Source organism: Pseudooceanicola sp. NS-SX8, from assembly GCF_057380755.1.
Genome location: NZ_CM170819.1, coordinates 1177371 through 1190256, shown reverse-complemented (window position 1 = coordinate 1190256; position 12886 = coordinate 1177371). Strand labels below are relative to the sequence as shown.

At 66.9% G+C, this 12886-nt stretch carries 12 protein-coding genes; 1 reads left to right on the top strand and 11 read right to left on the bottom strand.

Going from position 1 to position 12886, the window contains the following annotated elements; all coding sequences use genetic code 11:
- The 7 genes from AC2IR1_RS05485 to AC2IR1_RS05455 form a co-directional block, all read right to left on the bottom strand.
- A complete protein-coding gene (locus tag AC2IR1_RS05485) occupies positions 1–942 on the bottom strand; it encodes a sugar phosphate isomerase/epimerase family protein (protein WP_486475273.1) in 942 nt (313 codons plus the stop codon).
- A 36-nt stretch (positions 943–978) separates the two neighbouring features.
- A complete protein-coding gene (locus tag AC2IR1_RS05480) occupies positions 979–2001 on the bottom strand; it encodes a Gfo/Idh/MocA family oxidoreductase (RefSeq protein ID WP_486475272.1) in 1023 nt (340 codons plus the stop codon).
- 26 nt (positions 2002–2027) lie between these two features.
- Positions 2028–2924 carry a sugar phosphate isomerase/epimerase family protein gene (locus AC2IR1_RS05475; RefSeq protein ID WP_486475271.1) on the bottom strand — a complete coding sequence of 299 codons (897 nt, stop codon included), beginning with the start codon at positions 2922–2924 and terminating at the stop codon, positions 2028–2030.
- Between the two features lie 92 nt (positions 2925–3016).
- Entirely contained in the window at positions 3017–3850 is an 834-nt protein-coding gene (locus AC2IR1_RS05470) for an ATP-binding cassette domain-containing protein (protein WP_486475270.1), read from the bottom strand.
- 10 nt (positions 3851–3860) lie between these two features.
- Positions 3861–4871: an ABC transporter permease gene (locus AC2IR1_RS05465; protein WP_486475269.1), complete on the bottom strand. Its 1011-nt coding sequence runs from the start codon at positions 4869–4871 to the stop codon at positions 3861–3863.
- A 10-nt stretch (positions 4872–4881) separates the two neighbouring features.
- Positions 4882–5931, bottom strand: a complete 1050-nt coding sequence (locus AC2IR1_RS05460) for an ABC transporter permease (protein ID WP_486475268.1) — start codon at positions 5929–5931, stop codon at positions 4882–4884.
- A 149-nt stretch (positions 5932–6080) separates the two neighbouring features.
- A complete protein-coding gene (locus tag AC2IR1_RS05455) occupies positions 6081–7055 on the bottom strand; it encodes a sugar ABC transporter substrate-binding protein (RefSeq protein WP_486475267.1) in 975 nt (324 codons plus the stop codon).
- A gap of 159 nt (positions 7056–7214) precedes the next feature.
- Between AC2IR1_RS05455 and AC2IR1_RS05450 the strand changes: the two genes are divergently transcribed.
- Complete coding sequence (locus tag AC2IR1_RS05450; RefSeq protein WP_486475266.1) at positions 7215–8249, top strand: LacI family DNA-binding transcriptional regulator; 1035 nt, start codon at positions 7215–7217, stop codon at positions 8247–8249.
- Positions 8250–8347: 98 nt separating this feature from the next.
- Here AC2IR1_RS05450 and AC2IR1_RS05445 read toward each other — a convergent pair whose 3' ends face one another.
- The 4 genes from AC2IR1_RS05445 to nagA form a co-directional block, all read right to left on the bottom strand.
- The gene (locus tag AC2IR1_RS05445; protein ID WP_486475265.1) at positions 8348–9103 is read right to left on the bottom strand and encodes an SDR family oxidoreductase; all 756 of its coding nucleotides are present in this window, start codon (positions 9101–9103) and stop codon (positions 8348–8350) included.
- Positions 9103–10605, bottom strand: coding sequence for a M81 family metallopeptidase (locus AC2IR1_RS05440; protein ID WP_486475264.1), 1503 nt, complete (start codon positions 10603–10605; stop codon positions 9103–9105). Before AC2IR1_RS05440 ends, AC2IR1_RS05445 begins: the two co-directional genes overlap by 1 nt.
- A 183-nt stretch (positions 10606–10788) precedes the next feature.
- Complete coding sequence (locus tag AC2IR1_RS05435) at positions 10789–11709, bottom strand: ROK family protein (RefSeq protein WP_486475263.1); 921 nt, start codon at positions 11707–11709, stop codon at positions 10789–10791.
- Positions 11706–12845: an N-acetylglucosamine-6-phosphate deacetylase gene (gene nagA / locus AC2IR1_RS05430; RefSeq protein ID WP_486475262.1), complete on the bottom strand. Its 1140-nt coding sequence runs from the start codon at positions 12843–12845 to the stop codon at positions 11706–11708. Before nagA ends, AC2IR1_RS05435 begins: the two co-directional genes overlap by 4 nt.
- Between the last annotated feature and the right edge of the window lie 41 nt (positions 12846–12886).

The window sequence follows — 12886 nt, the reverse complement described above, 5'->3', positions numbered from 1 at the left end:
TCACCGGATGATCGTGGCTTGCAGGGCGTCGATGGAGGACTGGATGCCCGCCTCGGTGGACATGGTGAAATCCTCCATCTCCAGGCTGACCCAGCCGTCGTAGCCCATCATGCCGACGACGGAGAAGAACTCCTTCCACCATTGCAGGTCATGCCCTGCGCCGACGGCGACATAGTTCCAGCTGCGGTTGGCGACATCGGTCACCTCCTTCAGCTCCAGCAGGCCGTTGACGTCGCACAGGCCGCGTTCGATGCGGGTGTCCTTGCCATGGACATGGTGGATCGCCTGCCCCAGCGCACGCGCGACGGCGATGGGGCAGGCCCCCTTCCAGAAGAGATGGGAGGGATCGAGGTTCATGCCCACCTTGGGGCCGACCTCGTTTCTCAACCGGAAGAGTGTCTCGGGATTCCAGACCAGCATGGCGGAGAAGTTTTCCAGCGCGAATTTCTCCACGCCCACCTCATCGGCCAGCTTCACCAGGTCGTGCCACAGCGGGAAGGCGCGGTCTTCCCACTGGTAGCGGTCACGCTCGGGCATCTCTGCGGGCCAGCTCTTGGTGTAGACCAGCCAGTTGGGGACCATGTCGCCCGGCGCCGCTTCGGGCAGGCCGGACATGGTGACGATCTTGGTCACGCCGATCTCGCCCGCCAGGCGGATGGTGTCTTCCATCTCCTTGCGGTGGCGCTTGCCCATCTCGCCGGGGTCCAGCGGGTTGGCGGAGCAGTTGAGCGCGGCGATCTGCAGGCCACGGGCCTCGATCTCCGCCAGCTTCTGCTTCAGCAGGCCACGGTCGGCCAGCAATTCGTCGGCGCGGAAATGCGGGCCCGGGGACCAGCCGCCGCCGGTCATCTCGATCCCTTCGACGCCGAGGGCCACACATTTGTCGAGCATCTCGGTGAAGGAGAGATCCGCCATCACGTCGGTGCAGATGGAGAGTTTCATCGTCTAGGGTCCTTGTAAGACGGTGTCAGACGGCGCTCAGGCGGCCTGGTTGACGGGGACGTGGTAAAGAGCGGGCTTGTCGCGCATGGTGATCACCTCGCGCCCGCCGGAGGAAACCGCGCGCAGGGCGGCATCGGCGACCAGGGTCGCGGCATAGCCATCCCAGGTGGAGGGGCCGGTGGCCGTGCCCTGCCCGGCCGCGACGATCCATTCGCGGAACTCCTGGTCGTAGGCCTCGATGAAGCGTTCGCGCCAGTCGGTGGGGATCTGCTGGCGGATGCCATGGGCGTCGGTGATGACGGTGGCGGGCCGGTTCGGCAGGGCCGCGATGCCGGTTTCACAGCTGACCTCGCCCCGGATGTCGTAGCCGTAGGCGATGTTGACCGAGATCTCGACATCCACGATCACGCCGCTGGTCATGTGAAGCAGCACCATGTGCGGATCGCGCAGTTCGACCCCCTGGCGGGAGCGGCGCGGCAGGCGCACTTCCACCGCGGCGATTTCATCGTCCAGCAGCCAGCGGGAGATATCGGCGTCATGCACCAGCGTGTCGTTCAGCGGCATGTCCGAGGTATAGAGCCCGACAGGCACCGAGGCATTGCGGTGCACGGACTTGTACATCAGCGGCAGGCCCAGGGTGCCGCCCTCGATCACCGCCTTCAGCCGCCGGTAGTCGGCATCGAAACGGCGCATGAAGCCCACTTGCACCAGCCGACGGCCAAAGGCGACTTCGGCCTCCATCACCCGCAGGGCGGCTTCGGTCGTGGTGACCAGAGGCTTCTCGCAGAAGACAGGCTTGCCCAGCGAGATGCATTCCAGCAGCTGTTCCTCGTGGGCGGGGCCCCAGGAGCAGATCACCACGGCATCCACCCGGTCCGACCCGATCAGTTCACGCGGCGTCTCGAAGACCTGCGCGCCGTCGGGCGCGGCAGAGGCCGCACGTTCCACGTCGATATCCGTCACACCGCTGACAGCCACGCCCGAAAGCACCTGCGTCAGGCGGCGGATGTGATCCTGACCGATCATCCCGGTCCCGATAACGCCTACATTCAACGTCATATTTCCGACCTCCCGTGGTCAGGGTTTCACTTGTAATACTGGCCGACGTAGCGCTTGGTTTCCGCCAGCATGAAGCGTGCGCTGTCCTCGGCGCGGTCTTCCCAGCCGAAGACGCAGTTGGACATCACGCCGTCGAACTTCATGTCCGCCAGCGTGGCAAAGAACAGATCCCAGTCGATCTCCCCCTGGCCGTAATCCAGGTGCTGGTGCACCCGGACCTTGGATTCCGGCGGGTTGACGATGTAGCGCAGCTCCGACGACTTGTTGTGGTCGTAGGTATCGGCCAGGCGGACATGTTCCAGCAGGCCCTCGGTGGCGCGCAGGTTCGCCTCCATGTCGGGGCCGTAGAAGAAGGTGTGCGGCGCGATGAAGGAGGCGCGGACCATGGGCGAATTGATCGTCTTGATGATGTCGATCGCCGGGTGGATCTCCTCCACCCAGTCTTCGGGATGGGCTTCCAGCGACAGCTTGATGCCCTCGCGTTCCAGGATCGGCACCAGCACGTCCATCGCCTTGAAGAACTGGCCTTCGCAGACCTCGGGACGGTGGATGCCGGAATTGTCCTGCAAAGACCGGTTGGGCGACCCGCCCCGGCCGAATTCGGAGACGAACATCGGGCATTCCAGCTCCACCGCGAATTCGATGGCGCGCTTCCAGTTGTCGATCGCCATGTCCCATTCATCGGCATAGGGAGAGGCCCAGCGATACATCGGCTGGATCGTGGCCAGGCCGACGTTGTTGTCCCGCAGCGCCTTCTTGAAGCCCTGGATCCGCTCCGGGTAGAGCTTCGGCCGGGTCCACCAGGAGAAGAAATCGGGGCGGGGCGACATCTCGACGTAGTCGTAGCCCAGCTCGGCGACCTTGCGCACCGTGTCTTCCAGGGACAGGTGGCGGATCATGTGCGGATCAAGCGTGTATTTCATGGTCTTTCTCTCCTCCCAGAAAGATGCGGGGACCGGGCCGGCGCCCGCGTGACGCGGGACCGGGGTGGCAGGTCGGCGCCCGTGGGGCGTGATCAGGCGACGGTCGCGCGGCTCGCAGGCTGCGGCGGGTGGCCTTCGTGGGTTTCCATGTAGCCTTCCATGGCCTGGTCGAGATCGGCGAGCGCCTCCCCCCCGGCCATGAGGTCGGTGATTTCCTCGCGGGACTTTTCCCCGCGCTGGAAGTTGGCGGCGACGGAGCCGCGGATCAGCACCGCGAAGTGATCGCCCACCGCCATGGCGTGGGTCACCTGGTGGGTGATGAAGATCACGGCGATGCCGCGCTTCTTGGCTTCCAGCACGATGCGCAGCACGTGGGAGGCCTGTTTCACCCCCAGCGCCGCGGTGGGTTCGTCCAGGATCAGCACCCGGGCGCCGAAGTGCACGGCGCGGGCGATGGCCAGGGACTGACGCTCGCCGCCCGAGAGGCCGCCGATCAGGCGGTCGCCGTCGTCGATCCGGGTGATGCCGAATTCCTGCACGGCCTTCACGGCGGTCTCGTTCGCGGTCTTGCGGTCGAAGACCTTGAACGGCCCGATCCGCTTGGTCGGTTCGACGCCGACGAAGAAGCTGCGCCCGATGGTCATCAGCGGGAAGGTCCCGCCGAACTGGTGCACCGTGGCGATGCCCCGGTCGGCGGCATCCTTGGGCTTTTCGAAATTGACGGCCTCGCCATCCATCAGCATCTGGCCCGAGGTCGGCTTGTGCACGCCCGCCAGGGTCTTGATCAGGGTCGACTTGCCGGCGCCGTTGTCGCCCAGCAGGCACAGCACCTCGCCAGCCTTCACGGTCAGGTTGATGTCGTGCAGAACGTCGATGGGCCCGAAGGACTTGTTGACGTCGCGAAGTTCCAGAACAGGTGCGGTCATGGTTTCGTCCTCACGCCTTGGATTGGGTTTTCTTGCGGGGTGCGAAGTTCACCGCCGCGTTGCGGAAGCTGTTGTTCATCAGCACGGCCAGCAGAAGCATCACGCCGATGATCAGGGACGACCAGTTGCGGTCGATATCGGTGAAGTAGATCCCCTGGTTCACGACCGCGAAGGTCAGCGTGCCGAAGAAGATCCCGATGATGGAGCCGAAGCCGCCGGTCAGAAGGACACCGCCCACCACCACCGAGACGATGGCGTTGAAGATGTAGTTCATGCCGCCGGACACCTGGGCAGAGTTGAACAGGATCGCCCCGCACATGCCCACGAAGGTCGCCGCGGTGGCCGACAGGACGAAGAGCCAGATGGTCATCTTCGTGGTCGGGATGCCGGCATTGCGGGCGCTTTCCTTGTCGCCGCCCATGGCGAAGAGCCAGTTGCCGAAGCGGGTGTGGTGCACCACGCCCCAGGCCAGGACGACCACCGCGAGCCACCACAGGATGATGATCTGGAAGGAGCCGCCAATCAGCTGGCCGAAGATCATCTTGGTCCATTCCGGCGCCGCCAGCGGCACCGAGGCCTTGCCGGTCAGCAGGACGGAGGCCGACAGGACCAGGCCCTGCATCGCCACCAGCGTCGCCAGGGTGATGATCAGCGAGGGCACCGAAGTGCGCACGGTCAGCAGCCCGTTGATCAGCCCCACCACGACGCCCAGGCCCAGGGTGCCCAGGATGCCGACGAGGATTGGCAGCTCGTAATGGCCCGAGAGGATCGAGATGGTCATGGAGCCCGCGGGGATCATCGCCCCGATGGAGATGTCGAGCTCGCCGGCGATCATCAGCAGGCCGACGGGGATGGCGACGATGCCGAGGTTGGCGGCGAAGTTCACCCAGCTCGCGGCGCCCAGCATGTTGCCCAGGTCCACGCCGCCGAAGATCACGAAGAAGGCGATCACGGCAATCAGGCTGAGGATGGCCCCGGCTTCGGGCCGCTTCAGGATGGTTCCGACGATACGGTCATACATGTCTGTGCCCTCAGCCTTTTTTCTTGGTGGAGTAGGACAGCGCGAGCTGGCGGAAGGTGTCGTTCATCAGCACGGCCAGCAGCAGCAGGGCACCGATGATGACCGACCCGAGGTTGGGGTCGAACCCGGTGAAGTAGATGCCCTGGTTCACCATCGAGAAGGTGATCGTGCCCAGGACGATGCCCACCACCGATCCGAAGCCCCCGGTCAGCAGCACCCCGCCGATGACCACGCACATGATCGAGTTGAAGATGAAGGCCTGGCCCCCGGCGACCTGCGCCGACTGGTAGACCATCGCCTGGCTGACGCCCACGAAGGCCGCGGCGAAGCCGGAGAGCATGAAGAGCGAAACGGTCAGCCGTTCGGTCGGGATGCCGGCGTTGCGGGCGCTGATCTTGTCGCCGCCCAGGGCGTAGATCCAGTTGCCGAAGGGGGTGACGTGCAGCACGTAGGCGATGATCGCCGCAAAGCCCGCCCACCAGAAGATCGTGACCTGGAACATGCCGCCGATGAAGGTGCCGAAGGCGGATTTCCAGAAGGGCGCGGGCACCACGTTGGTCGAGGTGGATCCGGTCAGCAGCACCGACAGGCCCAGCGTCAGGCCCATCACGGCGAACATCGACCCGATGGTGATGATCAGCGACGGCACCGCGGTGCGCAGCACCAGGAACCCGTTGATCGCGCCGACCAGCAAGCCCACGCCCAGGGCCGCGGCCACGCCGATCACCTCGGGGGCGTCATAATGGCCCGACACGATCGCGAAGGTCAGCGAAGAGGCCGGGATGACCGCGCCGATGGACAGATCCAGCTCTCCGGCGATCATCAGCAGGCCGATGGGAAGGGCGACGATGCCGATCTCTGCCGCGACGTTCAGCCAGCTGGCAAAGCCTGCCGGGGACACGAAGATCTGGCCGGAGACCAGCGTGAAGAAGATGAAGACCGCGAGAAGGCCCAGGACGGAGCCCGCCTCCGGCCGCCGGACCAGCGCGCCGAGCGATCGGCCTGCGCCGGCGGAAGGCGCGCGTCCTGCGGATGTTTCGGTTTGAGTGGCGCTTGCCATGTGGTGTCTCCCCCCTGTGCCGGTCTGCCTGCCGCTGGTGGCGGGCAGCTTCGCTTGCAGGTCTGCGTGCTTGAACGGTCTGTCCGGTGTCCCCCGCGCGGCCGGATGGAGCGCGCGCGGGGGACGATGGTGGCTGGGCTGGTCCGCGCTTAGCGCGTACCGGCCTTCACGCCGGCCATGGTCGCGTCGACATTGGTGCTGTCGATGATGCCCGGGCCGGTCAGGATCTCGCGCGTCGGCACGGAGAGGCCGTAGTTCACGCGGGCGTTCAGGATCGACACGGCCAGGTAGCCCTGCATGTAGCCCTGCTGGTCGATGGCGCAGGCCATCTTGCCGTCCTTGATGTTGTTCAGGATCGTCTCGTCGAAGTTGATCCCGCAGACAGCGACCTTGCCGGCCTTGCCGGCCTGCTGGATGCCGGAAATCGCGGCGTTGGCGTCACCGTTGGACACGGTGAAGACGGCGTTGATCTCCGGGTTTTGCAGCAGGTGGGCGCGCACGGCCTGGGCCACGGCGGTGGCCGACCCGAAGGAGGTCGCCGGCAGCGGCAGGACGGAGCCGGTGCCACCGGCGGATTCGATGCCTTCCACGAAACCACCGCAGAAGTTTTCGATGTTGGCGGCGCCCGGCAGGGTGTTGATGCAGACACCGTTGGTGTTGCCCATCTCGGCCAGGTGGGTGCCGCCTGCCATGCCCGCCTTGTAGTCGTCGGAGCCGACATAGTTCATCGCGCCCAGGCGGTCGGCGGCGTCGATGCCACCGGCGTTGTAGATGATCAGCGGGATGCCCGCGTCGACCACGGCCTGGAAGGCCGGGTCCATCGCCTCGGGCACCCAGTTGGCACCGACCACGGCATCCGCACCCTGGTCGATCGCCTGGCGGATCAGTTCCGCGGCGTCGACGCCCAGGTTGTCGTAGTTCTGCGGACCCAGCCAGGTCACGGAACCACCCTGCGCTTCGACCACCTGGCCGGCATCCTCTGCGCCGCGCTTCACGATGGACCAGAAGGTGTCATCGGGCTTGCCGCCGACGACGAAGATGTCGGCTGCCATGACGGCACCGGCGGTGCAGGCAGCCATGATGGCAGTCGCGGTGGTTGCCGCGAGACGGGTGAATGAAGTCATGGATTTTCCTCCTCCAGGCCCCCGCTCCCTCGGGGGCAAATGAATGCCTACTTTGCTAGCCAATCCCTGGCATTCTTGAAATTCCAAATAACATTCATGGTTGCAAATGTGTCAAAAAATGTCATTCATCATGATATCAATACCCACAGGAAGACCCCGATGAATCGCCCCACCATTGCCGATCTCGCCGCCGAGGCAGGCGTGTCCGTTTCCACCGTGAACCGTATCCTCAGCGGCACCGCCTCGGTCCGCGGGGCCACCATGCAACGGGTGCAGGCCGCGGCGGAAAAGATTGGATTCTATGGACTTGGCGCGATCGAGGACCGGCTGAAGAAGACCGCGCCGCATTACCGGCTGGGCTTTCTGCTGCAGCAATCCAGCCGGGAACTCTACCAGCTGTTCGGCCGCAAGATCATCGAGGCCAGCCGCGCGCGGAAGGAAGAGGTGATCGAGCCCCTGGTGGATTTCGTCGACCTGCTGACCCCCGAAAACATCGCGGCGCGGCTGCGCGCGCTTGGCCGGGAATGCGATGCGGTGTCCCTGATCGCCGCCGATCACCCGCTGATCGGCAACGCGATTCGCGACCTGAGGGAGGAAGGCACGCCGGTCGTGACCTACATCACCGACCAGTCCGCGCCGGAACGCGCGGCCTTCGTCGGCATGAACAACTGGAAGATGGGGCGCACCGCCGCCTACCTCGTGACCTGCATGACCCACGGCCCCGGGCGCATCGCGGTCTTCCTCGGCAACTACCGCTACCTGTGCCAGGACGTGGCCGACGCCAGCTTCCGCGCCTACGTGCGGGAACATGCCCCCCACCTGGTGGTGGAGGAAGCCCGCCCCACCAACGAGGATTCCGCCCAGGCCTACGCCATGGTGAAGGAGCTGATCGAACGGCATGAGGATCTGGCGGCGATCCTGATCTTCGGCGGCGGGATTTCCGGCGTGCTGCGCGCCCTGCGCGAAGTGCCGGAGGATCGCCGCCGCGGCATCCGCCTGATCTGCCGCGACATCGGCCCCGAAACCCGCAAGGGCCTGTCGGAGGGGCTGATCACCGCCGCGCTCTGCCACCCGCTGGACCAGACCTCGGACCTGCTGGTGCAGACCATGATCGACGTGGTCAAGCAGCAGGGCGCCGCCACCACCCTGCAGCGCAACGTCCCGTTCGAGATCGTCACGCCGGAAAGCATCTGATCCCTGAACTGCCCCTCAATCTGGCCCCCGATCCAAATGCGGATCCGGGGCCAGGTGCGGGGTCAGGTGCGGGTTCGGCCGCAGGTTCGGCTGCGGGGTCAGGCAGAGATGATGTCGATGAAGGGCAGGTTGCCCGCCGTCAGCCCCGCATCCACCGGCAGGACGGTGCCGGTGATGCCGCTGGCCATGGGCGAGGCGAGGAAGATCGCCGCATTGGCGACCTCTGCCGGGTTCACCAGCCGGCCCAGCGGGTAAAGCGCCATGACCTTGTCGAAGATGTCGGGCTGGCGCGACTTGCGCACGTCCCAGGCCGCCGTGTGCACCGACCCCGGTGCGACAACATTGGCGCGCAGACCGTTCTTGCCCTCTTCCGTCGCCAGCCCCTTGGCCCAGGCGATCACCCCCGCCTTGGCGCAGGAATAGCCCGGGCTGCCGAAGTGGGCCAGGCCGTTGACCGAGGCGACGAAGACCGCCGCCGCGCCCCCGGGGCGGTTGCGCATCGCGGGCAGCAGGTGCCGGCTGAAGACCGCGGCCCCGGTGAAGTTCAGCTGCATGTCCTCCAGGATCGCGGCGGTGTCGGTTTCCTCGATCGTGTCGAACCGCGTCCCCCCCGCGTTGGAAATCAGCACGTCCACGGGGCTGGCGCCGATCCTTGCGGCGGCGGCCTCCGTCTCGGCCAGGTCGGTGATGTCGAACTCCTCGACCTCGGCGGCCACGCCCTGCGCGGCCAGGCCGCTGCCGGCCCGGTCGCAGGCCACCACATGGGCCCCCGCCTGCGCCAGCGCGGCCAGCATCGCGGTGCCGATCCCGCCCCCGGCCCCGGTCAGGACCACGCGTTTTCCCTGCAGCAGCATCAGTTCACCTCCTCCTGGTCGACGGTATCCAGGCCCAGCGGATCCGCCACCTTGGGCCAGAAATCGCTGCCCGCCTTCTGGTACATCGTTTCCGCCGGGCGGGTCGGATAGGACGAGGGCGCATCCACGTGGATGATCCGCGACGACACCGGGTCAAAGCCCGCGTAGAAATGGTTGGTCGATTTCACCAGCAGGATCTCCTTCGCGGCGAAATCGATCCCCTGGTTGGAAAACAGGCTCGGCTCGTAGGTCTGCGTCCGGCTGGAAATCAGCACGATGTCGATTTCCGTTCCCAGGATGCGCACCGTGGCCGACCGGCCAAGGGTCACGCGGCTGGCGCGGAAGCTTTGCCAGCCTTCCTCGGCCAGGTGGGTGACCTGGATCTCCGCATCAATGGGCGGGCCGGCCTCTGCCCCCGCCTTGCCGCCGAAGCGCAGGCGCAGCGTCGCGCCCAGGCCCGCCGCGTGGCAGAAGCTGACGGCGATGGGATCCCAGATCGCCCCCACGGCGACGCTGTCGATACCGCGCTCGATCAGGGACATCAGGATGAAGGTCGCATCCCCCGCACAGCCGCCGCCCGGGTTGTCCCAGGTATCCGCGATGGTCACCGGCAGCCCCGGATCCTGCTTGCGGACCTCCAGCGCCAGGTCGATGCCTTCCTCGTAGTCCAGGATCGGCATCGCCGTCTTGCCGCGCAGGGCATAAAGCTCCTCCCCCAGCTTGCGCGCCAGCGCCGCGCCTTCCTCGGGGGCGTTGTCGGTCACCACCATGATCTTCGTGCCCATCTCGGGCACATCGCCCGCCATGAAGCCGTGGATCACCGAACAGGACAGGATGTTGCCCTGCCCCTCAAGCAGCTTCATCCGGTCGACGAAACCGCGCATCGGCTGCTGGCTGGTGGGATAGATGCCGATCATCTTGCAATCGAAGACGGAAATTACCGGAGAGACCTCCCCCCGCAGGGCCCGCAGACCCAGATCGACCAGAAGCTCGCCCCGTTCCTCGAAATCCGTATGCGGGAATTCCAGGAAGGTGACGGCGATATCCAGCTGCGCCACGCGCTTCTGCGTCAGGTGGCTGTGGGGATCGAACTCGGACGCGATCAGGACATCGGGGCCCACGATGGCGCGAACCCGTTCCAGGAAATCGCCCTCGCAGTCGTCGTAGCCCTGCGCGACCATGGCGCCATGCAGGCCCAGGATCACCCCGTCCACCGGCATGGCCGCGCGCAGCTGGTCCAGGATCTCGTCCCGCAGCCCCTCGAAGGTTTCCTTCTTGATCAGGCCCGCCGGCTCCGCCCAGGTGGAGGTGCCCTCGATCACCGTGAACCCTTCCGCCCGGCCCCGGCGGCGCAGGATCGGCACCGGAGAGGAACACAGCGTCGGCGTGTCGGGATGTTCCCCCGGCGGCGCATAGAAAGCGGCCTCGAACGCCGCGCGATCGGTCGGCAGAGGTGAAAAAGTGTTCGTTTCGGTGGCCAGAGAAGCGGTGAAAACCCTCACGCGGCGACCCTCCTTGCTAGCGACGACCCGGGGAGGCAGGCCGCCTTCGTGAAAACTTTCCCCCTCCGGGCGGGGCTGCGCCGCCGCACCGGTCAGGCCGATCGCACCGGACGCGTCAGGCGCGTCAGGTCATTCTGGCGGCCCGGCGGTCGTGCCGGCCCGCTCCACCATCACGCCGCACCATCACGCCGCATCCCGCGGCGGATCGCGCAGGGCCAGGATAGCCGCGCCGACAAGACCCGGCTCGGTCCGGCACTGCGCCTGTACCACAAGCGGCGTTTCGGGATTGGCCAGGGTCAGCGGCCGCGTCGCCGCGTCCAGCGCCGTGACCAGCCCCGCATCATTGGACAGCCCGCCGCCGACGGAAACCACCGTCGCCCCGGTCATGTTGATCACCATGGCCAGCGGGCCCGACAGCAGCTCCAGCCAGGCGGCAACCGTCTTTGCCGCGCCGGCATCGCCCGCGTGCCACTGCGCCAGGATCTCCGTCGAGGGCAGCTCCGCCCCGGCGATATCGCGGTGCAACCGCTCGATCCCGCGCGCGGAACAGGTGGCATCAAGGCACCCCTTCAGGCCGCAGCCGCATTGGTAGAGCGGCAGCGGCGTTTCAAGACAGTCCAGCATCCGCTTGGCGACCGGCCCGTGGCCCCATTCCCCCGCATAGCCCTGACCGGAGGAGATCAGCCGCCCGTTCACAACAAGCCCGCCGCCGACGCCGGTGCCGATGATCGCCCCGAAGACGACCTCGTGCCCGCGCCCGGCGCCCACCCCGGCCTCAGCCAGGGCGAAACAGTCGGCGTCATTGGCCACCAGCACTTCGACCCCCAGCAACGCCGAAAGCTCCGGCGCCAGGCGCCGGCCGGTCAGGCAGGGGATATTGGCCACATTGGCCAGCCCCGTCCGGGGATCGACGACCCCGGCGATGGAAATGGCGATCCGTTCGGGGGCCTGGCCCGCCTCTGCGATGGCCTCCCGCAGGGTGGCGACGAAGGCGTCGAAATCGCCCGTGGGCGTGGGCCGCCGCGACAGGGCGCGCACCTCGGCCCCCTGGCTGGCAACCGCGCTCTTGATGGCCGATCCGCCGATGTCGAAACAGACGATCATGCCGCGTCCCCCATGCCGCACTCGACCCCGCCGGTCCAGACGGACTGAAGTGCAAGGGATTGATCCAGAACCAGGAAATCGGCCTGAGCCCCCGGAGTCAGGCGCCCGACGCCCGCAAGATCCGCCGCCTGCGCGGGATAAAGCGTTGCCATCCGCAGCGCCTCTTCCAACGGCAGGTCCAGCGCTTCGACACAGTGGCGCAGCGCCTCCAGCATGGTGATATCGGCGCCCGCCAGCGTGCCGTCGGCCAGCGTCAGGCGCCCGCCGGAACGGTAGATCATGCGCCCGTTCAGGGTGATCTGCGTCAGGTCGGTGCCGGTGGCCGCCATGGCATCGGAGACCAGGAAGATATGCCCTGGCCCGCGCTTGCCCCGCAGCGCCACCCGCATCGCCACATCGCTGACGTGGTGACCATCCGCGATCAGCCCGCTGCTGACCCCCGCCGCATCCAGGGACGCCCCGACCAGCCCCGGGCTGCGGTGGCCCATCTGGCTCATGGCATTGAAAAGGTGGGTCGACATGCTGGCGCCCGCGGCGAAATAGGCGGCCGCGACCTCTGCCGTGCAATCGCTGTGGCCCAGCGACACCTGCACGCCACCGGCGACCAGCCGCGTCACCTGCTCCAGGCTCGCGGCCTCCGGCGCCAGGGTCACCAGCAGGTGGCCGCAGCGCGCGCCCATGGCCAAGATCCGCTGCAGATCCGCCTCTTCCATCGGGCGCACCAGCTCCGGCGCGTGGGTGCCCTTGCGCACCGGGTCCAGATGCGGCCCCTCCAGGTGCAGCCCCGCCAGCCCGGACAGCCCCGACGCACGCGCGGCGGCCACCGCCTCCAGCGCCTCCCGGGTGATCTCCGCGGTGTCGGTGATCAGTGTCACCAGCAACGAGGTGGTGCCCAGCGCCCGGTGCGCGGCACAGATCCGGGACAGCCCCTCGGGACTGCGATGATCGTTGAACTGCACCCCGCCGCCGCCGTTGACCTGCAGATCGACCAGGCCCGGCACGATCAGATCCACCTCTGCCGTGCCGCCGGGAATCACCCCGGTGACCCGGCCTGCCTCATGCGTCAGCGCCGCATTTTCATGCCAGCTGAAACCGTCGAATACCCGGGTTGCGACCGGGGAAACCCCTGCCGTCATGCGCCCCGACGCTCCATGCCCGCGCACGGGTTTTCACACAC

Excerpts from the sequence above, each read along its gene's own strand:
- AC2IR1_RS05485 (WP_486475273.1), bottom strand. The coding sequence starts at position 942 with ATGAAACTCTCCATCTGCACCGACGTGATGGCGGATCTCTCCTTCACC.
- AC2IR1_RS05480 (WP_486475272.1), bottom strand. The coding sequence starts at position 2,001 with ATGACGTTGAATGTAGGCGTTATCGGGACCGGGATGATCGGTCAGGAT.
- AC2IR1_RS05475 (WP_486475271.1), bottom strand. The coding sequence starts at position 2,924 with ATGAAATACACGCTTGATCCGCACATGATCCGCCACCTGTCCCTGGAA.
- AC2IR1_RS05470 (WP_486475270.1), bottom strand. The coding sequence starts at position 3,850 with ATGACCGCACCTGTTCTGGAACTTCGCGACGTCAACAAGTCCTTCGGG.
- AC2IR1_RS05465 (WP_486475269.1), bottom strand. The coding sequence starts at position 4,871 with ATGTATGACCGTATCGTCGGAACCATCCTGAAGCGGCCCGAAGCCGGG.
- AC2IR1_RS05460 (WP_486475268.1), bottom strand. The coding sequence starts at position 5,931 with ATGGCAAGCGCCACTCAAACCGAAACATCCGCAGGACGCGCGCCTTCC.
- AC2IR1_RS05455 (WP_486475267.1), bottom strand. The coding sequence starts at position 7,055 with ATGACTTCATTCACCCGTCTCGCGGCAACCACCGCGACTGCCATCATG.
- AC2IR1_RS05450 (WP_486475266.1), top strand. The coding sequence starts at position 7,215 with ATGAATCGCCCCACCATTGCCGATCTCGCCGCCGAGGCAGGCGTGTCC.
- AC2IR1_RS05445 (WP_486475265.1), bottom strand. The coding sequence starts at position 9,103 with ATGCTGCTGCAGGGAAAACGCGTGGTCCTGACCGGGGCCGGGGGCGGG.
- AC2IR1_RS05435 (WP_486475263.1), bottom strand. The coding sequence starts at position 11,709 with ATGATCGTCTGTTTCGACATCGGCGGATCGGCCATCAAGAGCGCGGTT.
- nagA (WP_486475262.1), bottom strand. The coding sequence starts at position 12,845 with ATGACGGCAGGGGTTTCCCCGGTCGCAACCCGGGTATTCGACGGTTTC.